This window comes from Paraburkholderia sp. RL17-368-BIF-A (assembly GCF_046054045.1).
Lineage (GTDB): Bacteria > Pseudomonadota > Gammaproteobacteria > Burkholderiales > Burkholderiaceae > Paraburkholderia > Paraburkholderia graminis.
The window spans coordinates 610,614-635,069 of record NZ_JARESN010000002.1; the positions used below are offsets into that span (position 1 = coordinate 610,614).

Consider the following 24,456-nt stretch of genomic DNA (forward strand, 5'->3'; position numbering starts at 1 on the left):
GCCGCTGCGCGCTCAAAACCGCCGGACCGATCTACGCAGAATCGACTTCTTGTGTCGACCTGCGCGAGATCGCCGCGATGCCGCGCAACGACGACGCGTGCGCGCCGCCGCACGTCGCAACCCGCCGAACGAACTTGCGCAGAATCGCTTTCTATGTCGGCTCCCGCGAGAATGCCGCAACGCCGTGCAAGTACCCGCGACAACCGCTAACGTCCACGTCACACCTGCCGCAACCCCTCATCGTCCGCTTCGCTTTATTGCGCATCGTTGCGCGCGGCACACGGCAACTGCATCGCGCCGCGTTTACATTCAAGCGTGCCCGGCAACAACGCGCGCCAGGCCACCGCGTCGCTTCGCTAACAAGGAGTCGTCATGACGTATAGCGCATTTTCCACGCTGTCCTATCCGGCAGGCGGATATACGGGCGCGGCCGATCCTTCGTCGCTGTTCACGCGATCCATCACTGCGCAGCCGAACGCGTGGGCAAACGTCGGCGGCAACGTCGGCAGCAACGCCGGCGCGAACTGGAATTCGCCAGGCGGCATGGGTGACAACGCGCTCGAACAACTCTTCCTGCAGTTCCTGTTGAGCATCACGAGTCCATCGCAGGAATCGTCGGGCATGCCGATGCCTTCCATGCCCTCGATGCCTTCGCTCCCGACGAGCAGCGGCGGCGTCACCCAAGCGAGCTATCGCAGTTCATCCGGCACGCGCGCGGTCAACTCGAACGGCGCCGTCGAGCGAGGCGACGCCAACGTGCGGCCGGCCGGCTCGGGCAATGCGGCGGGCGTCGCCCAGACGCAGTTGCACAAGTCGGCGGCCAGCATCATGGCGGACCAGGGTGTGCCGATGGACAAGGGCGTCGACACGACCGTGTGCTGCGCGAACTTCGCGTCGGCGTGTCTCGTGAAGTCGGGGAAGATTTCCGAGTCGCAGCACACGAATCTCGTGTCGACGCTTCACAGCGAATTGAAAGGCGACGGCTGGCGCACGGTGAGCCGCAACGAGGCGAAGCCGGGCGACATCTGCATCGTCGGCGACGATGAGCACGTCGAGATCGTCGCGAGCAACGACAACGGCCGCATCACGTTGATCGGTTCGAATAATACGCAAGGCGGCAGCGGCCCGCAGGTGGTGTCGTACGACACTTATACGGGCAATCGGGGCGACGTGAAGTTCCTGTCCGAGTGACAACCCGATATGCGATGCAAGATGCGCGAGCCTCACGCGCATCGCGTTCAATCACGACAGCCTAACGCTCAGCCTAACTAACGCTCGACCATCAACCGGTCATAACCATGAAACGAACCGTGCTGCTGCCGCGCCTGCCAACCAGGCGCGAGCCGCAAGTCCGGCATGCGCCGAGTCAACGCGCGCAATAGCGACTCCAGTTGCATCCGCGCGAGCGCCAGTCCCATGCAGCTATGCGGACCCGCGCCGAACGTCAGCGAACGTCCGGCCTCGCGTTCAAAGCGAATCTCATCGGGCGCGGCGAACACCGCCGGGTCGCGATTCGCGGCGCCGATGAGCGGCATCACGCGTTCGCCGCGACGAATCCGGCAGCCGTCGATCTCCACATCGTCCCATGCATAGCGAAACACGGACTGCACCGCGGGATCGTAGCGATACAGTTCGCGTACGGCTTGCGGCACCAGCGCGACGTCGTCCTTCAGCGCCTGCCACGCGCGCGGCTCGCGCAGCAGCGCGGCGACGCTATTGCCGATGGACAGCAGCGTCGTGCCGTATCCCGCGATAAACAGAAACAGGATATTGACGAGCATTTCGCGCCGGCCGATGCCGCCTTCCTGTTCGAGCCGCAGGAAGCGCGAGGCCGCATGATCGGGCGCGGCGTGAGGGTCGATCGCCCGCATGAACGATTCGACTTGCGCGAGGAAGGCTTCGGTGTGCATGGCCGCGAGCGCGTGTTCCGCGGCGGACATCGGCGCGCCGCTGATCAGTTGCCACGCGCCCGCCGACGCCTCCAGATAACTCGCGCCATGCGCATCGGGAAACCCGAGCAGACGGCAGATCGTGCGCACCGGCAACGCGCTCGCGATGTTCGCGACCAGATCGAAACGCGGCAAGTGCTCGCATTGATCGACGAGGCGCGCGACTTCATCGTCGATAAACGCTTGCAGCGACACCAACGCCTTGCGTGAAAACAGCGGCCCGAGAAAGCGCCGCAGCCGTTCGTGCGCTTCGCCCGTTTGAAACACGACCATGCTGGCATAGCCGAGCGGATCGTCGAGCGGCTCGGTGCCAGGCGGCGGCCGCGCCGAAAAACGCGCGTCGTCGAGTATGCGGGTGACGAGCGCATGCGACGACGCGAGCCATACGCCGCTCGCGTCGCGGCACAGCGGCCGATGCGCGCGCAACCATCCATAGAGCGGATACGGATCGCCCGAACCCGTGCCGATGATCGACGGCAGCACGCTGTACGAGCCTGGGTCCGGGATCTCGCAGGTCATCGGCGGTTCGCCGTCAGCATGCGTGCGTGTATCGGTGAACGGCACGTCGAACGTAAGAGTCACACGTTAAGAGTGTAATTGCCCGGCGACTGTACAGGCTGCTCGACCGTCAGCGGCTGAACCCGATTGTTCGGCGCGCTGTTCAGATTCAGATCGCCCGCGCCGATGTTCACCTGATCCGCTGCGAACTTGTACGTGCCGTCGCTCTGTTTCTCGCCTTCGACGAGGCCGCCGCTCATGATGAGATCGAAAGGCGAGCGGCCGTTCGTCATCAGTTCGTTGACTTCTTTCTTGCCGTCGGCGGTGAAGCTCACGCTGCCGTCCGCGCCCACCGTGCCGACCGATTTGCCGTTCTTGTCGTACAGATTGCCGGACGGATCTTCGAGCAGGCTCACTTCGCCGCCGGAGCGCGTCGAGAGTTTGATGGAGCGCAGCGGCGGATTGCCGTTCGACGGCGCGCCGGGATACTGACCGGTCGAGCCGGGGAACTGGCCGCCGCCGGGATACTGACTGCCGCCCGGATACTGGCCGCCCGTGATGCCGAGGTCGTTGAGCAACTGCTGGATGTCGGCGTCGATCTGCGCCTGGTTCGCGCCGCCGTTCTGCTGCCCGCCTGGGTACTGGAACGTCGGGCTCTGGTAGTACGCGGAGTTCACGTTATTGGTGGTCATGGTTCCTCTCACAAGGTTGATTCATGCGGATAACGAAGACTGATGAGGTCGCCAGATCGCGCCGACTTCAACACAGACAGACTATGGGAAGGGCATCGGCGTGCGCGGACGGATGCGAAGCGGGGTGTGAGCACGCGAAATCCGCGCGCCACAACCGCATGCTTCGCGATCACGCTCCGCGCTTCGTATGCGCGCGATAGCCACGCGCCGCGCGTCCGAGAATGCAGGGTGTCGCTCCATGCCATTCGTTCGCCCAGGTACGTGCAATGAAAAACGATCCATGCAGTGTCGCGGTGCTGGGTGTGCTGCTGACGATCTTCTCCGTGGGACTGCGGCTCGGCGCGCACGCAGACCTCGAGGAACTGCTGCTCGTGTTGCGCCAGCTTCATCCGAACCCGGCGGTCGTCGACATCTGCGAGGTGAGGCTGCTCGTCAATTCGCGGCGCTGGATCGATGCGTTGCGTCTGTTGCGGCAGATCGACGAGCAGGGCTACGGTTCGCCCGTCGTCACCGCATTGCAGGCCTGGTGTCTGTACATGCTCGCCGATCGCGACTGGCGGCGTTGCGCGGCTGCGGTATTGCGCAGCGGCGATCCCACGGCGCTCGCGATCGTCGCGAAGTTTTTGAGCGTCGGCGGGGACTCGATTGCCGCGCGCATTGCCGAAGCGTTAGGCAATGAATACACGTGACGATGCCCGCGATGAATTCCACGCCAAGTCGCCGCAATGCGCAAGCGATGTCGGCCAAGTCAGCGCCGTCATCGCGACGCGGCCCCGCTGCGCGCATTGCCCGCTTTCACGATGCGGTCGTAACGCGCCTGCAATTCCGCCGCACGACGTGTATCGCCGGCTTCGCTACAGCACACGATGAGACCGGTCAGCGCGCGCTCGCGGAACGCGCTGTCCGCACACGCGTTGGCCAGTTCGTAGACGGTTTCCCATGCGGCGATGGCCTGCGCGACCGGCGCATGCGCGAGCGGCAGCGTGCTCGCGAGAACCGCATGAACGCGCATCTCGTCCCGTCGACGCGGCGTGGCGCCGGCCTGCACGCCGGCGAGCACCGCACGGCTGCGCTGCAGATATTCGGGTTCGAGCGAAAGCCGCGTCCACAGCCAGGCCGATCCTTCGAGCAGCGAGATCGCCGTCTCGAAGCGTTCGCATTGCGTGCTCCATTCGAGCGACGCGCGCAGGTCTTCGAGATCGCTGATGTCGAGCGCGTCGATATGCGCGCGCTCGCCGCGCTTGCGATGCGCGTTCAGCCGCACCGGCAGACCGGTTGCGAGCGCGAGCGCGGTGCGGTCGTATTCGCCGGCGTCGCGCAGCATGTCGCGCGCGAGATGGCGGACGGGTCGCCGGATATGCAGCATCCACTGTCCGCTGCTGTCGATTTCCTCGACGAGGCCCGCTTCGGTCAACGCGTCGAGCGCGGCGTCGGCGAGCGCGTCGCTGCGGATTGCGTCGTGCAGGGTGGCGGGCGTGCGTTCGTGCGTTTGCTCCGGCGTTCCGACGCCTGTGCTTGCGGCCATCGACGGCTCGCAGGCGCCAAGCAGCCCGATGGCCGCGCAGCGCGGGAATTCGCCGGCGAACATCGAGAGGCGCAGCAAGTGCAGACGCGCGCGTCGGTCGAGCCGCGCGAAATGCAAATCGAACGCGAGCGTGATCGGCGCCGAGCGCGAATGCGGAACGCCGGGCGTTTCGATGCGTGGTCCGATGAGCGCATCCAGACATTGCGCGTAGCGGGCCAGTGCGCTTTCGAGCGGCTCGCCGGCGCGCATGTTCTGGTCGATGGTCGCCGCGGCGAGTTCGAGCGCGAGCGGCACGCCGGCGAGCAGTTGCGTGATGAGCACGGCGGCGTCGATGGCGGCTTGCGACATCGCCCCGCCGTCGAGCGCGGTCAGCAGCGCGTTGCCGCTCAGCGGACGCGGCGACGTTTGCTGGGACGTTTGCTGGGACGTTTGCTGCGACGTTTGCGGCGATGTTTGCGGCGACGAATGCGGCGACGAATGCGGCGAAACCCGTTGCCGCTCCCGCCGCGCGGACAGCGTCGCGAGCCGTGCGAACAGCAGACGCAGCGCGTCGTATTCCGGCGCGAGCGTCGCGTTCACGCGAGGCTGTTCGGGCGTGCGCAACGGGCCGAGCGTGACGACTTCCTCGATGCACAAGCCAAGCGGCGCACTCGCGGTCACGATCGCACGCACGTTCGGTCCGGCCGCCAGCAACGCGTCGAGCGTGTGGGCCGCGAGCGCTCCGTCGCACTCATTGCAATCGACGACGAGCAGCACTTCGCGCGTGCGCACGCCGTCGAGCAAACGCGCGAGCGGCGTCTGTCCCGAACCCGCGGGCAGATGCAACGCAAGCGCGAACGCAGCGGCGAAACCGTCGTCGGGCGTGAGCGCCGAGAGCGCCACCGGCACGACGCCGTCGCGAAAGCGCGCGGCGAGGCGGCGCGCCGCTTCGTGTGCGAGGCGCGCCTTGCCCGCACCGGTTGCGCCGACGAGCGTGATGAGCCGCGTGATCGATATGAGGCCGAGTACTTCCGAAAGCTCGGCATGCCGGCCGATGAACGGCGTGAGTTGCTGCTGCGTGCGGGCCGGGCTCGCCGCTGCGCCAAACGCGGGCTGCGCCGCGCGAGGCGCGGTCACGATCGGCGGCTCGCTCGGCAACTGCCAGCTCGGCGCGGGTGGAGCAGGCGGAGTGGGCGAAGCGGAATCGCCAGGGCCGTTGGTCTGAACCTCGGCGGCAAAGCGATAGCCAAAACCCGGCACGGTGACGATCAGATCGCGATCGTCGCCGAGCGCGCGCCTCAACGCGGAAATCTGCGATTGAACCGTATTGACGTCGACGTTCAGCTCAGGCCAGCCGCGTCGCCCAAGCTCGGCCTGCGCGACCGGCCGGCCGCGCGCCTCGACGAGCGCGATCAGCAGTTCGAGCGCCCGCGCGCCGAGCTCGACCTCGAGACCATCGGCGACGAGCCGCGGCGGCTCCTGGGACAGCGTGAAGCGACTGAACGCCAGGATCGTTTCGTTCGGTCGTAATGACGGCATCGTGGATCTCCAGCGGATTCGGCGAGCCCGGTCGGCTGGGCGCCACCGCGTGCGGCGGATCAAATGCTCACCGGTCATGTCGATCGTGGCCGCGTGCGCAGAGGCGTTCTCGCGGCGCACGCGCGGTCGACGCCTTTTGACAATTTCGCCGGGCAATGGATTCGTCAGCTTATTGCGAGTTGCATGGTTCGGCAATAGGGTCCAGCGCGCGGGCCTGTCCACGTTCGGCACGCATCGCGAATCTCAACAGTTCTCAAATCGGCCCGAACGCTCAGATTTGTTGAAGATGTGCGCCGCATATCTGCATAGATTAGGGGATGCGAACGATGGTGGCATTCGCAACGATCGGTTTGCAGCAGCATGCGTGCGGGTGAATCGAGCCGCGCGCATCAACGAGGAGTAGCGCAATGTTCCTGACGCTTTACTTTCCCCTGGCGGCGTCGTTGTCCGTGCAGGATCTGCCGGACGGGTTTCTCAACAAGATACGCGACGGCGATCTGCAACCGGCGGGCGCGCAGGCGAGCCGCTGGTCGGACCTCGCGCGCGGCGCTGCGGGCTCGCCCGACTTGCTGCGCCTGCATGCCGACATGCAGATGGCGCTCGGCATCTGCGATGAAGCCGAAGAACAGTATCGCCGCGCGCAGAAGGCGATCCGCTCGCCGCGTCAGGCGATCCGCGCGGCGTCGTGCCGCAACGCCGGCTGGCAGGCACTGTTTCGTCACCGGCTCGCGACCGCGCTGTCGTGCTTCGCACGGCTCGTCGACGAGCCCGACGTCGACGCGGCGCAGCAGATCGAAGCGCGGCTCGGCATTGTCGGTGCGTTGCACGAACTCGGCCGCTCGCGCGATTCGGGCGACGCGCTCGACGAACTCGCGGCCGCGATCACCGACCCGTCGCTCGGGCACTGGCGCGAGATGATCGCCACGTTGCGCTTCGACGTCGCGGTGCAGCGTGAGTTACGCGGCGCGACGCTGCTATCCGATCACGCGTACTGGCAGTCGGGCCTCGGCGACCAGACGCTGCGCGGCGCGGGCACACCAGGCACACCCGGCGCATTCCGCTCGATGGCCTCCGCAAGCGACGAAGCCGATCTTCACGAAGTCGAAGCGTTGAACGTCTGCACGCCGCTCTTACGCCAACGCGTCGATTATTTGCGTCAGTTGCGCGCGCTGGCGCGTGGCGAACGCGCGGCGCTCGACGGCATCACCGCGCATCTGAACTGGGCGCAACAGCGCGGCTTCGGCGATTATCTGCGCACCACGCGGCTCGAAGTCGTGCTCGCCGCGCTCGCGTCCGACGCGCCGCAATTGGCCGAGATGCTGCTCGAGCCGCTGCATCGGATCGACCACGCGGCGTCGACGGGGCATCGGCAGCTCGAATATCTGTATGCGGTCGCGAAGACGCATCAGGCGCTCGGGCGCAGCCGCGAGGGCATGCTGTTTTTCGGCCGCTACGCGCTGATCGCCACGCAGTGCCTGCGCGACGATTCGCAGGTGCTCGTGTCGTATGCGGGCAAGGCCGCGCGTCAGGCGCCGCAACTGGACGACGTCGCCGCACGTTTGCCCGCGCGTTACCGGCGCGCTTATCGCTACTTGCAGGAAAACCTCGATCGACGCGATCTGTCGGTGCGCGAAGTGGCCGCCGAAGTCGGCGTGACCGAGCGCGCGTTGCAAAGCGCGTTCAAGCATTCGCTAGGTCTTTCGCCGACCGAACTGATTCGCCGTCTGCGGATGGAGCGGATTCGCGCGGACCTTCTCGACGATTCGTTCAACGGCGAGCGCACGGTGCTGTTCACGGCCAACAAGTGGGGCGTGCAGAATCGTTCGACGCTGGTGAGCGGCTATCGCAAGCAGTTTCACGAGGCGCCTTCGGAGACGCTGGAGCGGTGACGCGGCGCGTGCTGTTCTAAAAGGCGTGTTCGGCGTGTTTGGCGCGTTTCGTTCTCAACACAAGTGGCTTTGAGAACCGCGCGCGCCGAACATGCTCGATCACGCGGTCAACACATACTGCAAGTCGGCGAGGCGGCTCGACATCTGCGGATCGCCTGGACGCTCGAACGTATTGCAGAACACAACGGTGGCGTCCTGCGCGGACTGTGTGCTTTTTATCGCGTCGATCGCGCCCGCTTGCGTGGTCTGCAATTCGTGCTTGAGGAAGCCGTAGTTGGCCTGCTCGCTCGACGGATCGAGATGATTCGCGGAGCAATAGTCGAGATAGTCCTGTTTGCGCGAGCCGGTCCATTGCGCGATGCCATAGCCCGATTGCATGTTCGAGTTCGGCGCGCCGATTGCGCCGCCCTGGTTGATGCCTGGGTTCATCCCGCCGCTTTCGTGCCACAGATTCGCGACGACGCCCGCGGCCTGGTTGCGGGTCAGGCCGAAGTCGCGTTGCAGATTGGTCATGAAGTACTGCGCGGTTTTTTTGGCTTCAGGCGTGCTGGCCGAACTGGATTGGCCCGAGCCGTCGCCGGCCGGCACGCCGCCTGTCGTCGATGTGCTTCGGTAGCTGGCGGGCGCGGCGCGAGTTGTCGAAGGCCGCGAAGGCATGGAGGGCATGGAGGGCAGGGAAGGCATCGAGGGCATGCCGGAGCCTGACGCGCCGCTATCGCTGAAAAGATCGGCGAGAATCTGCTCGATCTCGCGCGCGATGTTCTCATCGCTTGCGCTGCCCGTGCCGGAACCGCCGGGCCCGAGCTGATGAATGAGCTGGTCTAGACGTTTGAGTTCGGCGGCATCGATCATGGTGGCCTCGCTCGGAAGGTAAGGGACGAGATCGGTTGAGCATGCAGGATCGAGCCAACTGTAGCAGCGGCGAATTTTCGTTTGATGCGCGGTTCGGAAGTTGACGCCGCTAAAGCGAAGCGGCGAGGCAGCGAGCCACGGCAGCTACAAGCTAAAGCTTCGACCGTTTCCCCAGCCCGAGCTTTTCCATGCCCTCATGAGCGTCGATCACGATCGTCGCGATTTCGCCGACGGTCACGCGCAATTCGGTCGCGCGAGAACGCATGTGCTCATACGCTTCGTTCTCGCTCAGCCGATGCGCGTCGATCAGAATGCGCATGGCCCGCTCGATATGTCGGCGCGCCTTGATCGCCTCCTCGAGCTTGCCGATCTTCGCGTGCAGCCGCTGCTGATAACCCGACGACGCGCGCGCCAGCACGAGTGTGCTCAGCACACCGGTCGAGCGATACGGCTTCGTGATGACGCCGTGCGCCTGCGTATCGAGCAGCATCTTCAACGCAGTCGGGTTCTCGTAGTCGGACAGCGCAATCAGCGTGGCTTGCGTGTCGGCGGCGCTCCAGTTGCCCGCGTTCCTGATTTCGGGGCCCACCAGAAAAAAGATCACGTCGGCATCCGTGGGCAGATGAGCCGGCAGCGGCCAGATCGCGCGAACCGGGCAGCCGATGCGCCGCAACTGCTCTTCGAGCACGCTGCGGTCGTCGCCGGGCGGATGAATCACCACCACGCGCAGCGTGCGCAGATCGTCGAAGATGCGGCGCGCGCCTGCGTTCATACCGGCTCTCCGTCGAGCCAGAATTCGGCGAACCCGTAGGAAGTCAGATAAGGATCGGGTTTGACCGGTTGACGGCCTTCCCACACGATGTCGAATGCGCCGTCAGGCCGGCACACCGCAATGCGCGGCGTGAGGATCGCGTGATTGTTCGCGCGGTCGATTCGCAGCGAGCCTTCGGGCGAATCGAATTCGACCTCGTAGACCGCGTCGACCAGTTTCGCCGTATCGAGGCTGCGCGTGCGTGCCAATGCGAGCGCAAACAGATGCACCTGGTTGTAGGCCATCTCCGACCACATGCTCGCGGGCTGGTCGCCAAAGCGCGCTCGCCACGATTCGAGAAAGCGCTGGTTGCCCGGCAGCTTCAGCGTGTTTACGTAGCTCGCGGAAATGATGTGGTTGCCGCACAGTTCAGGACCGATCATCCGCGTTTCGCCCTCGGTCATCGTCAAGCTTGCAATCGGGATGCGTGCGGGATCGATTCCATGCTCGCGATAGAGCTTGTAAAACGCACGCGCGCCCCGGCCAATCAGGGTCGAAAATACCACGTCGGGCTCGACTGCCCGGATCTGCTCGATGACGTCTTGCAGCGCCGCGGGGTCCGCGTCGCTCGGCAGATAGACTTCTTCGACAATCTCGCCGCCATGCTGCTCGACCATGTCGCGCATGATGCGGTTCGATTCTCGTGGATAAATGTAGTCGGCGCCAACCAGAAAAAAACGCCGGCCATGATTGCGCAACAGGTAGGCCGCCAGTTGCATGCTGTTCTGGTTCGGCACCGCCCCCGTATAGATCACGTTCGGCGAGTATTCGAATCCTTCGTAGATCGAGCAATACCAGAGCAGCGCGTTATAGCGTTCGATGACCGGCAAGACCGCCTTGCGGCTCGACGAAGTGGAACAGCCGAAAATGACCGTGACCTCGTCTTCCTGCAACATGCGCGACGCGAGCCGGCGATATTCGTCGGGATCGCTTTTCGGATCGTACACGACGGGGTCGAGCAGACGACCGTCCACGCCGCCTGCCGCGTTGACTTCCTCGATTGCAAGGACGGTGCCGAAAAAATGCTCCGACTCCGTAGCCGCCGTCACGCCCGTGCGCGAGAACAGCACGCCGACGCGCCAGCCCGTTTCGGCGGACAGCGGTTTCGCGGGCTGTTGCCGGTTCGTCTCCATCGTCTCCATCGTCTCCATTCAGTGTTCTCCTCGCTGCGCTGCGCTTTGCGTTCGGTTAGACCGCGGCGCGTTGGCTAACTGTTATTCCCGCACTTGCGATGATTGCCTGCTCGACGAACCCTGCGGCGGCGAGGCAGCGTGCATCGTCTAACGGCCGGCCGATCACCTGCACGCCGATGGGCGCGCCGCGCGCGCCTCTGAGGCCCGGCACATTGACGCACGGACAGCCGAGCAGCGTCCAGTTGCGATTGAACGCCGGGTCTCCGGTCGACGCGAGTCCGTCGGGCGCTTCGTCGGGCGCGCTCGGCGTGAGCAGCGCCGTGACGCCGTCGAACAGTTCGGCGAGCCTGGCTTTCGCGCGAGCCATCGACGCACACGCGTTCGCATACGCCGCAGCATCGACATTGGATGCGCGCGCGAGAAACGCAAACAGCACCGGCGACAGTTGCGCGCGATGACAATCGTACTCGAAGCCGAGCGTTTGCCACGCTTCATAGCTTTGAATCGTGTCGTGCGCGGCGATCAGTTCGGCCATCCACGAGTCGAAGCGCAGCGGCCGAACGCGGCCGCCAGCGCGCTCGATCGCACGTATCGCCGTGTCGAGCACGTGGCTCGCATTCGCCGAAGGTTCGGTCCACGGATAGGTCTCGGGTACACCGAACACGGGCGGCTCCGCGTTCCGGTCGAGCGCGAGCGGACGTCCGCTCAAAACCTGCGCGAGATAGGCCACGTCGCGCACGCTGGCGGCAAAGAGGCCGACCGTATCGAACGACCACGAAAAGCATTTCATGCCGGCCGTCGGCAGCATGCCGAGCGTCGGCTTGAAACCGGCGACGCCGCAAAACGACGCGGGCCGTATCGTCGAGCCGCCCGTCTGCGAGCCGATCGCGAACGGCGCGATGCCGGCCGCGACGGCTGCGGCCGAACCGGACGACGAACCGCCCGCCGTGCGGCCAGGGTCGCACGGATTGCGCGTGACGGTCGGCGCCATGTAAGCAAATTCGCTCGTCACCGTTTTGCCGACGAGCACCGCGCCGTTGCGCTTTAACAAGGTGACGATAGCCGCGTCCGACTTCGGCCGATGATCCGCGTAGATCGGCGAACCGTACGAAGTCACGAAGTCGTGCGTGTCGAAGATGTCCTTGACCACGACGGGCAGCCCGGCAAGCGGCCCTTGCGCGGCGGACGCGTTCGCGCGCGCAGTTTCGTGCGCTGCCTGGCGCGTGGCAACGGCGGTCATCGCGCGAAGTTCGGCGTCGACTTCCTCGATGCGCGCGAGCGATTCGAGCACGGCACGGCTGCTGCCTTCATGCGGATTCTGCGCGCCGCGCTCGAGCAGCGCATAAGCGGACTGCGGTCGATAAAACGATTGGGCAAGAGTCATGGCGTAAGTGCAGAGGAGAGTCAAACGCGCAAATGTTCGTAGATCGATTCGGCTGCCGCATCGTCCTTCGCGTTGCCTTCGTCGACGATCTCGCCTTGCTTGAGCACCGCGTAGCGGTCGGCAACCTTCAGCGCGAACGGCACGTTCTGTTCGATCAGCAAAAGCGTCGTGCCATGACGGCTGCGCTCCCATAACAGCGCATCGGCCAGCCTGTCGATCACCGAAGGTTGCAGACCCTCGGTGATTTCATCGAGCAGGATGATCGACGGGCGCATCATCAGCGCGCGCGCCACCAGCAGCATCTTCTGCTCGCCGCCCGAGAGCGTGCCCGCGTACTGGCGCAAGCGGCTGCCGAACACCGGAAAAATCGGCTCGATTTCGGCGAAGCGCTCGTCGAACACGGAGACGTTCACGAGCCCGAGCCGCAGGTTGTCGCGGATGCTGAGATCCTGAAACAGCGCATGTTCCTGTGGCGCGTAGGCAATGCCGGCCCGCGCGATGCGATGCGGCGGCAGCCGCGTGATGTCCTGCCCATGCACATGCACCGCGCCGCTTTGCTTCGGCAGATAACCCATGATCGTTTTGAGCAGCGTGGTCTTGCCCATGCCGTTCTTGCCGAGCAGCGCGACGGCTTCGCCATTCGCGACGCTGAACGACAGCTTGCGCAGCACGACCGACGCCTTGTATCCGCTTGTCACGTCCTTCAGATTCAACGCGATCTGGCTCACGACGCCTCCCGTTGTGTTGCTGCGCCGGCGGCTGCATCGCCTTGCGCGGTGCCGGCATAAATGGTTCTGACGAGTTCCGAGTTGACCACTTCGTCGAAATTGCCTTGCATCACGATGCGCCCCTGATGCAGCACCACGATACGCGTGGCGATGCCCGCGACGAAATCCAGGTCGTGCTCGACCAGCAGGCAACACAGCTTGTACCGGTGAGCGAGCGTCGCAAGCACGTTGCCGATCTGCGTGCGCTCGGTTTTCGTGAGGCCCGCGGTCGGCTCGTCCAGCAGCACGATGCGCGGTTCGAGCGCGAGCACCATCGCGAGTTCGAGCGCCTGCTGTTCGCCGTGCGAGAGATCTTTCGCGACGGCGCCGAGCTTGCGCTCGAGGTTCGTCGCGCGAATCACTTCGAGCGCATACGGCGGCAATGCGAGCGTGGCCGAGCGCCGCACGAGCGACGGCCGCTCGATCAGCGTGCCCGCAATGCGCAGACATTGCGCGACGGTCAGCGTTTCGAAGATGTTGGCGTTCTGGAACTTGCGCCCGAGGCCAAAGCGCACGCAACGGTCGGGCGGCAATTGCCGGATATCGTTGCCGCACAACATGACCGTGCCGGCCGAGCGTTCCGCGCCGTCGCTCATGCAGCGCATCAGCGTCGTTTTGCCCGCGCCGTTCGGACCGATGAGGCCGACGAGTTCACCCGCCTGCGCGTCGAGGTCGATGCCTTGCAGCACCTTCAGACTGCCGAAATGACGCGCGACGCCGCTCATGCGCAGCGCGGGCGCGGCGGCATGAAGCGCGTCGCCGTCGCGCACCGGCCGCTCGATCAGCTCCGGTTCGCGCGTCTCGCCCGCGAGATGGCGCAGCGGCTTGACGAGCAGCGGCACGAGACCTTGCGGCAACAACACGATCACCGCGACGAACGCGGCGCCCAAGATCAGTTGCCACGCGAACGGCATGATGCCGCTCAGATACGACGTGCCCACGTTGATCAGCAGCGCGCCGATCACCGGACCCCACAACGTGCCGCGTCCGCCGAGCGCGACCCAGATGATCAGTTGCGTGCCGAGCACGAAGCCGGTCAGTTCGGGCGCGACCACGCCGCTGAACGAGCCATAGCCGAAACCGGCGAGTCCCGCGACCGCAGCAGTGGCGACGAGCAGCCCGATCTTCACGAGCGACGTGTTGATGCCGAGATACAGGCAGCGCGATTCGTTGTCGCGAATCGCCGCGAGCACGCGCCCGCCGTCGCTGCGCACGAAGACCCACGCGAGTCCCACGACGACCGCGAGCGCCGCGCCTGCGATCCAGTACCACGCTTCGAGCGAGAGATCGAAGGTCTGATAGCCGGTCAGCCCCGAGCTCGATCCGGTCCACTCGCCGCCGGAGAGCAGCAACTGACTCAGCACGATGGGCAGCACGAGCGACATGACCGTTGCGAAGAACGGCGAAGCGCCGCGATAGAACGACAGCCAGCCGAGCAGGGCGGCGACGCCGGCCGTCACGGCAAGCGTGGCCGCGAGCGCGAGCAGCACGTATGCCGTCGAAAAGCCGCCATGCGTGAACACCAGGCCGGCCGCATACGCGCCGAGTCCGAAGAAGGCCGACTGGCCGAACGTCAGATAGCCGGTGTAGCCCCACAGAATATCGACCGTCACCGCGACGATCGAGAAGAAGAACGCCTGAATCAGCACGTTCAGCAGATACGAGCCGAACAGGAACGGTCCCGCTGCGATCAACAGAATGCCGAGCACGCCGATCATCGCAAGACCGCGCAACGATTTTTGCTGCGTACCTAAGCGCTTGCTGCCCGGCGACGAGTCGCGCCCGGCATGATCCAGCGACGCGTTGACTTTAGCCATGAGAGAACCCCCGCGGACGGATGCGCAGCGTGAGCGCGGCCAGCACGGCGATGGTCAGCCCGCCGAGCACCGGGCTCACGAAGGTGCTGACGAGCACCTGGCAGGCGCCGAATACGAAGCAGGTGACGAGCAGGCTCAGCATCGAATGCCCGGACACCATCACGAGCATGAAGGCACTGACGAGCCACGGCAGACCCATGTCGGGATCGACGCTCGATAACGGCGTGATGAGCACGCCGGCGAGCGAACCGAAGGCCGCGCCGAGGCTGAACGTGATAAAGCGGATACGTCCCGAGTGAATGCCGAGCCCGCGCGCGAGGTCTTCGTTCATGATGACCGCGCGTGTCTTCACGCCGAAGCGCGTGCCGGTCAGCAGCGCGGTCATGATCGCGCAGATGCCGAGCGCAACCGGAATCAGCACGAGGCGGTAGGCGGAATAGTCGGTGCCCGCAATCGACACCACGCCCTTGAGCGGCGTTTCGACGAACTGCACTTCGCGGCCGAACACCATTACGATGATTTGCCCGATCACGATGCCGAGGCCCCACGTCGCGAGAATCGCATCGAGCGGACGCTTATACAAGGGCCGCACGATGATCAGCTCGACCAGCATGCCGACCACGATGCCGACGACGATCGCAAGCGGCACGCCGAGCCACGGGTTGAGCTTCAATTGCGTGACGACGAAGCTCGCGTAAGCGCCCATCGTCAGCAACGCGCCGTGCGCGAAGTTGACGATCTTCATCACGCCGAAGATCACCATCAGGCCGGCCGTCACGATGAACAGCACGGCTGTGGTGGTGAGAATGTCTAATGCGAGAACCATGGTTGTCTCCAGTCGCATCCGCACGGCGAGCCGCGCGCTCAGGCGGATGCCTTGTTGCCGGTAGCGCCTACTTGATGTTCGGGCACTGCGCGCCCGGATCGACGTCCGGGAAAGTCTGCAGGATCTTCACCGAGCCGTCCGACTGGATCTGGCCGAGACGCATCGCGAGCGGCGTATGCCGGCTCTTGACCATTTCGATCTGACCGCGCGGACCATCGAACGATACCTGATCGAGCGTCTTGATGACCTTGCCCGGATCGGCGGAACCGGCTTTTTCGACCGCGGCCTTGTAGAGGAAAAACGCCTCGTATTGCGGCTCGGAGAGTTCGTTCGGCGTCTTCATGTCCTTGCCGAAACGCTTGTCCATCGACGCGAGAAACTTCTTGTTCGCCGAGGTATCGATACTCGTCAGATACGAGCCCGACATGTAGATGCCGGTCGCCACGTCGCCCATGCTTTTCGCGGTGCCTTCGTCGATCGCGAGATTGCCGTACGGCAGCGTGAGCCCCGAGCCCTTCAACTGCTTCGCGAGCGCGACGTTGGGCGCGCCGCCCGCAGTCGCGCTGATCAGCGCGTCGGGGTGCGCCGCGCGGATCTTCGAAAGAATCGGCGTCCAGTCGGTGCCGTCGGTCGGCAGATATTCCTCGCCGACGACCTTGCCGCCGTGCGCCTCGATGTACTTGCGCGTGAACTGCAGCATGCCGCGGCCAAACGCGTAGTCGTTGCCGACCAGGTAGAAGGTCTTCGCGCTCTTGGCCTTCGCGAAGTAGTCGACCACCGGCGCGACCTGCTGCTCCGGCACCCAGCCGTTCACATACATCCACGGATTGCACGAGCGGCCTTCGTAGAACGACGTGTAGATGAACGGCTTCTTGCCGCGCGCGACGATCGGCAGCGCGGCATTGCGCGCGGCGCTGGTTTCCATCGAGATGATTGCATCGACGTTCTTCTGGAAGACGAGCGTGTCGTACGCCTTCTGCGCGCCGACCGCGCCGGATGCGTCGTCGGCGATCTCGAGTTGCACGGGCCGGCCGAGAATGCCGCCGGTTGCGTTGATTTCATCGACGGCGAGTTGCGACGCCTGCACCACCGCGGGCGCGACCACGCTGTTCGCGCCGGACAGTCCAACCGCGACGCCGATGCGGATCGGCTCCGCGGCGAACACGTTCGCGCAGGTTCCCGCGCCGGCCATTGCCGCGACCGCGGCAACCAGGAAGAGTTTAGTGAACGGTCTCATGATGTCCTTCGCAGTGGTGGTGAGTAGAGTAGGGGAGTTGCACGAATACGGCATGCTTCATGTCTGAAAAGAAGGCCAGCGCGCGCCCAGCATCGGGTCGTACACGTCCGCGCGGCGATCGCGCAGGACGTGATTGAAAGCGTTCAGCGTGCGCGCAGCGCGAGTGCGTTTGACGTCGATCGTCGCGTACAGCACTTCTTCGCGGTCGACGCTCGCGGGCCCCGCGAGCGGCCAGCCGTCGCCGCCCACGATCAGGCTCTGACCGATGAACAGTTGCCCGCGCTCGGTGCCGATGCGGTTCGCGCACGCGATCGCCATGCCGTTGCTGTGCGCGGCGGCCATCGTGAGTGTCGCCGCCATCGCCGAGCGGTCGTCGGGCTGCGAGGGCATCGGCACCCAGTTGGTCGGCACGCATACGATGTCCGCGCCTTGCATCGCCGCGAGCCGGTAGGTCTCCGGAAACCAGCCGTCGTAGCAGATTGCAATCGCAATGCGCCCGAGCGGTGTGCCGAACACGGGCACGCCGCGATCGCCCGGCTCGAAGAAGCGGTTTTCGTTATTCCACAGATGCAGCTTGCGATAAATACCGATGTGGCCGGAAGGACCGGTGAAGAGCGCCGAGTTATAAAGACGCTTGCCGGCGCGTTCGGCGATGCCGGTGACGATATGAACGCCGAGGCGCTGCGCGGTCTCGGCGAAGAGCTGGGACGTCTCGCCATCGGGCAAGCCTTCGGCAAGCGAGAACGCCTCGTCGCGGTCCGCGAACACGTAACCGGTCGTCGCCAGCTCGGGCAATACGACGAGCGATGCGCCGTTACCCGCGGCGGTTTCCACATGCCGGATCAGCCGCGCCACGTTGGCGCGCTTCGCACCGATGTGCGGCTCCATCTGCACGCACGCGATGACGAGTTCCTCTGAGCCGGGCTTTGCGAGGTCGTAGTGCGACATTGCTGTTTTCGTCTCCCAAAACAAAAAGCCCCCTGACCAGCGTTGAAAACGCAAGGTTAGGGGGCTGCATAGCCTTCCATGTGTAGCACGGCAACGTTGCCGTGTGCCGCCACAAGATTCATGGCGACAGACTGGGAACGAATTTATGAAATCAAATTTCCCATGTCAAGCACTTAGGACGGTTATAGGGAAAGCACTTGTTTTGCTGCTTGCCGGTCGCCGTTTGCCATGCCGGCTTTACAGCAACTCCTGGTAGTACGGCGAATTCGGCGGCAGTGTCCCGCCCTGACGCCGCACGAACTGCTGCACGCCATGAGTCGCCGACGCCAGCGCGCCGCTCGCGAAGCCGCCCTCGAACGTCAGTTCCTCGCCGATCGCGATTGCACCGTCGCTCATCCGCAGCAGCGCGGCATACAGCGTGCGCGTGTTGTCGAGCTGGTCCGGTCCGTCCATCTTGAACGCGCCCCACTGATGACGCTCCAGGCCCCAGTGCGTGTACGCAATGCCCTCGCGGCTCTGCTCGACGACGTCGGCGAGATCCGCGAGCTTCTTATGCGACGGATTCTCCGGATCGCGCGAGGCCACGTTTCGAAGCGTCTGGATGAATAGGTCCATCTGTTCGCGGCCCGTCATGCCGGCGACCTTTGTCGAGTTGTCGCCGAGCGTATAGCTTGGATAAACCACGGCGCCGCCGTCGCGGGCAGGCACCACGTACGACTGCTGAAATAGTTCGTCCGCCTGAACATTGCCCGGCAGTTGGCGGTCTTCCAGCAGATCCGCGGCGATCTTCACGGCCATCTTGGTGGCGGGCACCACGCGAGCGTCCTTGACGGCGGCGGCGAAATCGTCCGGCAGCAACGGCTCCGAACCTTCCTGCGGACCGGTCAGGCCAAGACGTACGGCCTCGCGCGGACCGCCGGCAAAAAATAGTTCGTCGTACTCGGCGGTTTTCGTTTTCTTGCTCGTCTTGTCGAGCCACGTCACCTGGTACTTTCCGTCCACTTTCTTGATGCTCGTAACTTCGGCGTTGAGCTGGATCGCGTTCTGCTCGGCAAGCGAAACGGCTCCTTCGGGCAGATCGTCGCTATCTTCGATCACCTTGTAGAGCGGGGCATCGGCGCCGTCGACGAGCGCGACGTGGTCCTCCAGACGCTCGTCCGCGAGAAAACGGAATTCCTCCAGAAAGCCCGTGCTGAAGTAGCCCGAATAGCCGCCGACACCGATGCCCGTCGCGCCGAACGTGCGCCATTCGTCCTTGTTCCAGGTGATGCCTTTTTCCTTCAGCAGCTCTTTGAGGCCGGACTGGAACGTGTGGCTGTCGAATTTCTGCTTGGCGTCGTCGCACAGCTCGCGAAAGCGCGCGGTATCGCCTGCGTCGCGCGCTTCGCGGATCGGCGCGAGCAGCGGCTCGGTCATCGAACGCATGACGTCTTCCGCGACCTTGCGCATCGTCGCGTTCTCCGGCGCCTCGCCGGGCTGCGCTTCATACACTTTGCCGCCGATAAGGTACGACGTCTGCACCGAACTCGAATTGGGAAACGGCACATGCTCCAGGCCGTAGTGTTCGGCGAGGCTCCAGTAGAAGTTGCCGCGCGTCGTGTGAAAGCGCATGCCGCCCGGATGATAGGGCGTGGGGTCGTCTTCCCAGCGTCCCGACGCAATCCGTCCGCCGATGTGATCCGCCTGTTCGAGCACGACCGGCTTCACGCCGATGCGGTTCAGCGCGTCCGCCGCCATGATGCCGGCCGGGCCCGCACCGACCACGCAGACCTTGAGGTTCTCCGCGACGCCTTCGGGCAGCGCGCCGACCTGGCGGTTGTTGTCCCACCAGAAACCGGTGTAGTCGTACATGTGATCGAGCGGCATGGTCATGCGCAGATCGGTGAAGCGGTCCTTCAGCAGCGCTTTGAGATCGGCGTCGTCGCCCGCGGCTTGCATCGGCATGTCGAGCTTCTGCCGCGCCTCCGGCGTGCACGAATTGAGCAGCCGCGCGGCGGTTTCGGGCTTCATGAAGACGGCCGTATGCTCGAGCCAGTCGCGAACCGGCGTGCGCGGCAGATCGTTCGAAGCCTGGCGCGCCGTATCGCCGAGAAGGTCCGCTTGCCGCGTGCCGAGCGCTTCGAGCACGTCGCCTTGCTCGGCTTCGCAGAGCGCGTGCCATTGCAGCGTCGTCTCTAAGTGCAGTTGCTCGCGCTTCGGTCCTTCCTCCATGCTGGCGAGCAGCGTCAGATTTTTACTGACCGCGGGGCCGAGCTTGTTGCGATCGCGCGGCCAGTCGCCCACCGGCTCCTTGAAGTAACGTCCGACCGTCTGCGGCGTCAGCCGCGGCAGCGCGCGTCCGAGCATCGAAAGCGAGCCATCGCGAGCGAGCGCGCCGCAGTTCTCCGGCGTCAGATAGTCGCGCATGGAGATCCTGGCGGGCCATTCCTTGCTCCGCGCCGGCGCGGCTGTGTCAGTCTTCGATGCCGGCAGCGCCTGGCGCGGGCGTGCCGACGGCGCGGGCTCGCCGGAACCTTCGGGGCCTCGCGCTCTGGCAGTCGGAAGGCTGGGCGAGAGCGGTTGCGGTGTAGCCGACGGCGTGGCCGGCTCCTCGGCGGGAATTCCGCCGGGCGGCGGCAGGTGCGGGTTGTGGCCGGATGCGGAGGAGCCTGGTTCGATCTGAGGCATGTCGTATTTCCCTGGTTAAGTTGTCTCTATGTCGTGACCGCGTGAACCGGATCGCTGTGCAGCGAGTGCGAGTGTTAGTGCGGGCACGGGCCGCCGGCGGCGTGCAATGGATGAAGGGCGAGCGGCAATGCATGCAGTGCGTCGAGGCGATAGAGCCGGTCAGCGGGGTTCGGCGGCCGATGAGTGGTCGGCTTGCTGATCGCTTGCTAGTCGCCTGGTGCCTGCTTACTGCCGCTCATCGCGCGTCTGCGAGCACTTGGCAGCCGCACACACGCCGGCGACGGCAGCGTCGCTGCGCGAACGTTGATGCCGCTAGGAAAGGTACTATCGCGCGCGCCGTCCGCCCGCAGCGAAGCGAATCGCGTGACGGAGAAACGAACAGGGAAGGGAGAGTTGTCAGCGCTTGCAATGCGGGGCGATGCGCCAGAACGTATTAGTCATTCCGACGATGAGTGCATTAAACGCAACGCCAAAGGCTTGCGTGATCCAGGCCGCGACAAGATCAGCGTGGCGTATCAGAGTGTCGAACTATTGCCCCGTCAGACGATGTTCGACACTACGGCATATGCGCTGAGTTGCAGGGCGAGAGCGAGCCGCAGGTCTATGCGACGAATCGCCCATAGGCCATATCCGCGATACACGCTCACGCTTTTTGAGTTTCACCCGGCAGCGCGAAATCGAACTGCGCGGCGAGCGCGATGCCATACGCGAAGAGGCGATGATCGCCGCCGAGCGCAGCCGTCGCCCGGGCTGCCGAGGTCAGCAACAGATTGCACGCGGCTCGCATCTTGTCGCTGGCGCCGAGGCGATCTTTCGGACCCGACAACGTCAACGCGCCCGCGAGTTCGCTGTTCGGCCCGAAGACCGGAACCGACACGGCGGCCGTGTCGGGGTCGCGCTCGCCGTAGGACAACGCCCACAATCTTTCGCGTACCGCATCGTGAGTGGCTCGCGACGGCTTCGAAAATGCGATGAGTATTTTTCCCGACGCGCCGCGATCGATCGGAAAGCGCTCGCCTTCACGAATCGACACGCGCACCGAACGCGGCGGCTCGACGCGATGCAAGACCACGCGATATTCGCCTTGCCTGACGTAGAACGACGACGTCTCGCCCGAATCGTCCGAAAGCTGCCGCAATACCGGCTCGATCACCTCGCGGATGTGAAACGACTCCTGAAATATTTGGGCGAGCCGAAGCGGCTCGGGGCCGATCGAATAGTTACCGTCAAGCCTTCGGATAAAGCCGCCGCGTTCGAGCGAGCTCAGTAATCGAAGAATCGTGCTTTTGTAGAAGCCCGTTCGCCGGGCAATTTCGGCGAGCGAAAGCGCGCGTTCGCCCGGCTGGAACACGCCGAGAATGGCGAAGGCCCGGTCTAGTGCTGCTACGCCACCTTTGTCTGCATCGTCCGCTTGCATCTGGAATACCGTTCTGTTGTGCAGACCATCGTAGGGGCTCGCCGAAGATGCGTCAACTTTCGTCGGGCGTAACCCATACAAGGGTAAACACTGTCCACGTCGTTCTGCATAGAAGAACGTTATTCTATAAAACGGACACGGCGAACGGGTTTACCCGCTTGATGCGCAATCACCACGCTCCTATAGTTTTGTTTAACAGAACACCATTCTGTATAGCAGAACGATAAGGAGCATCTCTTGAATACGTCTCTCCCTTTACCGGTGATGATCAGTGAAGTCGGTCCGCGCGACGGCCTTCAGAGCATCCGAACCGTCATGCCCACCGACGCGAAGCTGCGCTGGATCTCCGCGCTCGCCGCAGCCGGGCTCAAGGAAATCGAAGTCGGCTCGTTCGTGCCCGCGAAGTTGCTGCCGCAAATGGCCGACATCCGCGAGGTCGTCGCGCACGCGCTGACGATCCCAGGACTGAACGTCGCGGTCCTCGCGCCGAACCTGCGCGGATGTCAGGCGGCATTCGAATCGGGCGTCCATAAAGTGACGTTGCCGGTGTCGGTGACGAACGAGCACTCGCTGGCCAACATCCGCAAGACGACCGATCAGATGATCGAAGAGGTCCGGCAGATCGTCGCGTTGCGAGACGCTGAATTTCCCGGCATTGCAATCGAAGCCGGTGTGTCGGTTGCGTTTGGCTGCACGATTGCCGGCGCGGTCAGCGACGACGAGACGATCCGCATGTGCGCCGCGATGGCGGCGTGCGGCGTCGATGAAATCGGCCTGTCCGACACCAGCGGCTATGCGAATCCGGCCCAGGTTCGACGCCTGTTTCGCCGCCTGCAAACCGAGTTCGGCAGCAAGGCGGGCGGCGCGCATTTTCACAACACGCGCGGCCAGGGTCTCGCCAATGTGGTCGCGGCACTCGAAGTGGGCGTCACGACCATCGACTCCAGTCAGGCAGGTCTGGGCGGATGCCCCTATGCGCCAGGCGCGACCGGCAACATCGTCACTGAAGACCTCGCGTTCCTCCTCGAAGCGATGGGATACGACACCGGCATCGACATCGATGCGCTCATTGCGGCGCGCTCGATCCTGGCCGAAGCACTCCCCGGCGAAGCCTTGTACGGACACGTGCAGGACGCCGGCTTGCCCAAGGGATTCACGTACGCCGACGGTCGCAGCCCAAGCGCCGTCCAGCCCGAAGCTTGCCTCAAAGGAGCCGCGCAATGAGCGATGCCCACAACAACCCGTCGCTGCCCTATAGCGGCGTGCGCGTGGTCGAGATGACCCACATGGTGATGGGCCCGACGTGCGGCATGGTGCTCGCGGACCTGGGTGCGGAAGTCATCAAGGTCGAGCCGATCGCTGGCGACAGCACGCGCGCGCTCCGCGGTTCGGGTGCGGGTTTCTTCAGCACCTTCAACCGCAACAAGAAAAGCATTGCCGTCGACGTTAAAGATCCGCGCGGGCTCGAAATCGTGCACAAGCTGCTGGGCGGCGCGGACATCTTCAGCGAGAACTTCAAGAGCGGAACGATGGACAAGCTCGGGCTCGGCTACGCCGCGCTGTCGAAGCTGAACCCGCGCCTCATCTATGTCTCGCACAAGGGCTTTTTGCCGGGGCCTTACGACCATCGCACGGCACTGGACGAAGTCGTGCAGATGATGGGCGGCCTCGCGTATATGACCGGACCCGAAGGCCGGCCGCTGCGCGCTGGCACGAGCGTGAACGACATCATGGGCGGCATGTTCGGCGCGATCGGCGCGATGGCCGCGCTCGCGCAGCGCGAACGCACGGGGCAGGGCCAGGAAGTGCAGAGTGCGCTGTTCGAGAACAACGTGTTTCTCGTCGCGCAGCACATGATGCAGTTCGCGGTGACCGGCAAAGCCGCCGCGCCGATGCCGAATCGCCTGTCCGCGTGGGCCGTGTACGACGTGTTCTCCGTGAAGGATGGCGAACAGATTTTCCTCGCCGTGGTATCGGACACGCAGTGGGCGCTTTTCTGCGATGCGTTCGGTCTGCACGAGCTCAAAGCGGACGAACGGATCGCGACCAACAACCAGCGGGTTCAGGCGCGCGACTGGTTGTTGCCCCGGCTGCGCACGCACATGGAGGCGTTCAGCGCGGCGGAAATCAGCCGGATTTTCGACCGGATCGGCTTGCCTTATGCGCCGATCACGAAGCCCCAGGACCTGTTCGACGATCCGCATCTTCTCGCGACCGGCGGACTCGCCGACGTGACCTTGCCGCCCGACGCAAGCGTTGCGGGACAGTCGGTTACCACGCGAACGGCGTTGTTGCCGCTGACGCTTGCCGGCGAGCGGCTGCGCCTGCGCGCCGCGCCGCCGGCGCTTGGACAGAACACGCAGGCGCTGCTGTCGGAGCTTGGCTATACGGCTGAGCACGTCAGGCAATTGACCGAGGCCGGCGTTGTCCGCTGTCAGGAGTGGCAGGCCGGCGATCGCCTCAGTCCATCTGCAAACGAGCTTGCCAGTGCCTGAAGCGGTTAGTGGTGAAAACCGCAAAGGCCGC

The 24,456-nt window shown here is 64.6% G+C and carries 19 protein-coding genes; 5 read left to right on the forward strand and 14 right to left on the reverse strand.

What is annotated here, in order from left to right; genetic code table 11:
* The first annotated feature begins 372 nt into the window (after positions 1–372).
* Positions 373–1,191: a hypothetical protein gene (locus P0D87_RS05805; protein WP_053860674.1), complete on the forward strand. Its 819-nt coding sequence runs from the start codon at positions 373–375 to the stop codon at positions 1,189–1,191.
* Positions 1,192–1,268: 77 nt separating this feature from the next.
* On the opposite strand, the gene P0D87_RS05810 is transcribed toward P0D87_RS05805, so the two are convergent.
* Together P0D87_RS05810 and P0D87_RS05815 are read right to left on the reverse strand one after the other, a co-directional pair.
* Positions 1,269–2,468 (reverse strand): cytochrome P450, encoded by a 1,200-nt coding sequence (locus tag P0D87_RS05810; RefSeq protein WP_053860903.1) that lies wholly within the window; start codon positions 2,466–2,468, stop codon positions 1,269–1,271.
* A 59-nt stretch (positions 2,469–2,527) separates the two neighbouring features.
* Positions 2,528–3,139: a hypothetical protein gene (locus P0D87_RS05815; RefSeq protein ID WP_053860673.1), complete on the reverse strand. Its 612-nt coding sequence runs from the start codon at positions 3,137–3,139 to the stop codon at positions 2,528–2,530.
* A gap of 266 nt (positions 3,140–3,405) precedes the next feature.
* Here P0D87_RS05815 and P0D87_RS05820 point away from each other — a divergent pair, with 266 nt between their 5' ends.
* Positions 3,406–3,828 (forward strand): HrpB1 family type III secretion system apparatus protein, encoded by a 423-nt coding sequence (locus tag P0D87_RS05820; protein WP_321175854.1) that lies wholly within the window; start codon positions 3,406–3,408, stop codon positions 3,826–3,828.
* 68 nt (positions 3,829–3,896) lie between these two features.
* On the opposite strand, the gene P0D87_RS05825 is transcribed toward P0D87_RS05820, so the two are convergent.
* The gene (locus P0D87_RS05825) at positions 3,897–6,182 is read right to left on the reverse strand and encodes a winged helix-turn-helix domain-containing protein (RefSeq protein ID WP_053860671.1); all 2,286 of its coding nucleotides are present in this window, start codon (positions 6,180–6,182) and stop codon (positions 3,897–3,899) included.
* Between the two features lie 407 nt (positions 6,183–6,589).
* Between P0D87_RS05825 and P0D87_RS05830 the strand changes: the two genes are divergently transcribed.
* Positions 6,590–8,071 carry a helix-turn-helix transcriptional regulator gene (locus P0D87_RS05830; RefSeq protein ID WP_006047139.1) on the forward strand — a complete coding sequence of 494 codons (1,482 nt, stop codon included), beginning with the start codon at positions 6,590–6,592 and terminating at the stop codon, positions 8,069–8,071.
* Positions 8,072–8,170: 99 nt separating this feature from the next.
* On the opposite strand, the gene P0D87_RS05835 is transcribed toward P0D87_RS05830, so the two are convergent.
* The 11 genes from P0D87_RS05835 to P0D87_RS05885 all read right to left on the reverse strand — a co-directional run bounded on the left by P0D87_RS05835 (position 8,171) and on the right by P0D87_RS05885 (position 21,930).
* Positions 8,171–8,923, reverse strand: a complete 753-nt coding sequence (locus P0D87_RS05835; protein ID WP_006047140.1) for a phage tail tip lysozyme — start codon at positions 8,921–8,923, stop codon at positions 8,171–8,173.
* Positions 8,924–9,074: 151 nt separating this feature from the next.
* A complete protein-coding gene (locus P0D87_RS05840; protein ID WP_006047141.1) occupies positions 9,075–9,695 on the reverse strand; it encodes an ANTAR domain-containing response regulator in 621 nt (206 codons plus the stop codon).
* Positions 9,692–10,867 (reverse strand): transporter substrate-binding domain-containing protein, encoded by a 1,176-nt coding sequence (locus tag P0D87_RS05845; protein ID WP_053860902.1) that lies wholly within the window; start codon positions 10,865–10,867, stop codon positions 9,692–9,694. The genes P0D87_RS05840 and P0D87_RS05845 overlap by 4 nt, the downstream gene beginning before the upstream one ends.
* Positions 10,868–10,922: 55 nt before the next feature.
* Entirely contained in the window at positions 10,923–12,251 is a 1,329-nt protein-coding gene (locus P0D87_RS05850; RefSeq protein WP_053860669.1) for an amidase, read from the reverse strand.
* Between the two features lie 20 nt (positions 12,252–12,271).
* Positions 12,272–12,979 (reverse strand): branched-chain amino acid ABC transporter ATP-binding protein, encoded by a 708-nt coding sequence (locus P0D87_RS05855; RefSeq protein WP_053860668.1) that lies wholly within the window; start codon positions 12,977–12,979, stop codon positions 12,272–12,274.
* Positions 12,976–14,835 (reverse strand): ABC transporter permease subunit, encoded by a 1,860-nt coding sequence (locus tag P0D87_RS05860; protein WP_006047145.1) that lies wholly within the window; start codon positions 14,833–14,835, stop codon positions 12,976–12,978. Before P0D87_RS05860 ends, P0D87_RS05855 begins: the two co-directional genes overlap by 4 nt.
* On the reverse strand, positions 14,828–15,661 hold the full coding sequence (locus P0D87_RS05865) for a branched-chain amino acid ABC transporter permease (protein WP_006047146.1): 834 nt from the start codon (positions 15,659–15,661) through the stop codon (positions 14,828–14,830). The genes P0D87_RS05860 and P0D87_RS05865 overlap by 8 nt, the downstream gene beginning before the upstream one ends.
* A 67-nt stretch (positions 15,662–15,728) precedes the next feature.
* Positions 15,729–16,898 (reverse strand): substrate-binding protein, encoded by a 1,170-nt coding sequence (locus P0D87_RS05870; RefSeq protein WP_044020121.1) that lies wholly within the window; start codon positions 16,896–16,898, stop codon positions 15,729–15,731.
* Positions 16,899–16,955: 57 nt separating this feature from the next.
* Positions 16,956–17,846: a nitrilase family protein gene (locus P0D87_RS05875; protein ID WP_006047148.1), complete on the reverse strand. Its 891-nt coding sequence runs from the start codon at positions 17,844–17,846 to the stop codon at positions 16,956–16,958.
* Between the two features lie 237 nt (positions 17,847–18,083).
* A complete protein-coding gene (locus P0D87_RS05880; protein ID WP_053860667.1) occupies positions 18,084–20,513 on the reverse strand; it encodes a flavin monoamine oxidase family protein in 2,430 nt (809 codons plus the stop codon).
* 643 nt (positions 20,514–21,156) lie between these two features.
* On the reverse strand, positions 21,157–21,930 hold the full coding sequence (locus P0D87_RS05885) for an IclR family transcriptional regulator (protein ID WP_006047150.1): 774 nt from the start codon (positions 21,928–21,930) through the stop codon (positions 21,157–21,159).
* Positions 21,931–22,167: 237 nt separating this feature from the next.
* On the opposite strand from P0D87_RS05885, the gene P0D87_RS05890 reads away from it, so the two are divergent.
* On the forward strand, positions 22,168–23,154 hold the full coding sequence (locus P0D87_RS05890) for a hydroxymethylglutaryl-CoA lyase (RefSeq protein WP_053860666.1): 987 nt from the start codon (positions 22,168–22,170) through the stop codon (positions 23,152–23,154).
* Complete coding sequence (locus tag P0D87_RS05895; protein WP_053860665.1) at positions 23,151–24,425, forward strand: CaiB/BaiF CoA transferase family protein; 1,275 nt, start codon at positions 23,151–23,153, stop codon at positions 24,423–24,425. The genes P0D87_RS05890 and P0D87_RS05895 overlap by 4 nt, the downstream gene beginning before the upstream one ends.
* The last annotated feature ends 31 nt before the right edge of the window (positions 24,426–24,456 follow it).

Coding starts and splice junctions, on each gene's coding strand:
- P0D87_RS05895 (WP_053860665.1), top strand. CDS start 23,151: ATGAGCGATGCCCACAACAACCCGTCGCTGCCCTATAGCGGCGTGCGC.
- P0D87_RS05840 (WP_006047141.1), bottom strand. CDS start 9,695: ATGAACGCAGGCGCGCGCCGCATCTTCGACGATCTGCGCACGCTGCGC.
- P0D87_RS05880 (WP_053860667.1), bottom strand. CDS start 20,513: ATGCCTCAGATCGAACCAGGCTCCTCCGCATCCGGCCACAACCCGCAC.
- P0D87_RS05850 (WP_053860669.1), bottom strand. CDS start 12,251: ATGACTCTTGCCCAATCGTTTTATCGACCGCAGTCCGCTTATGCGCTG.
- P0D87_RS05805 (WP_053860674.1), top strand. CDS start 373: ATGACGTATAGCGCATTTTCCACGCTGTCCTATCCGGCAGGCGGATAT.
- P0D87_RS05825 (WP_053860671.1), bottom strand. CDS start 6,182: ATGCCGTCATTACGACCGAACGAAACGATCCTGGCGTTCAGTCGCTTC.
- P0D87_RS05820 (WP_321175854.1), top strand. CDS start 3,406: ATGAAAAACGATCCATGCAGTGTCGCGGTGCTGGGTGTGCTGCTGACG.
- P0D87_RS05810 (WP_053860903.1), bottom strand. CDS start 2,468: ATGACCTGCGAGATCCCGGACCCAGGCTCGTACAGCGTGCTGCCGTCG.
- P0D87_RS05815 (WP_053860673.1), bottom strand. CDS start 3,139: ATGACCACCAATAACGTGAACTCCGCGTACTACCAGAGCCCGACGTTC.
- P0D87_RS05860 (WP_006047145.1), bottom strand. CDS start 14,835: ATGGCTAAAGTCAACGCGTCGCTGGATCATGCCGGGCGCGACTCGTCG.
- P0D87_RS05885 (WP_006047150.1), bottom strand. CDS start 21,930: ATGCAAGCGGACGATGCAGACAAAGGTGGCGTAGCAGCACTAGACCGG.
- P0D87_RS05875 (WP_006047148.1), bottom strand. CDS start 17,846: ATGTCGCACTACGACCTCGCAAAGCCCGGCTCAGAGGAACTCGTCATC.
- P0D87_RS05835 (WP_006047140.1), bottom strand. CDS start 8,923: ATGATCGATGCCGCCGAACTCAAACGTCTAGACCAGCTCATTCATCAG.
- P0D87_RS05865 (WP_006047146.1), bottom strand. CDS start 15,661: ATGGTTCTCGCATTAGACATTCTCACCACCACAGCCGTGCTGTTCATC.
- P0D87_RS05870 (WP_044020121.1), bottom strand. CDS start 16,898: ATGAGACCGTTCACTAAACTCTTCCTGGTTGCCGCGGTCGCGGCAATG.
- P0D87_RS05830 (WP_006047139.1), top strand. CDS start 6,590: ATGTTCCTGACGCTTTACTTTCCCCTGGCGGCGTCGTTGTCCGTGCAG.
- P0D87_RS05845 (WP_053860902.1), bottom strand. CDS start 10,867: ATGGAGACGAACCGGCAACAGCCCGCGAAACCGCTGTCCGCCGAAACG.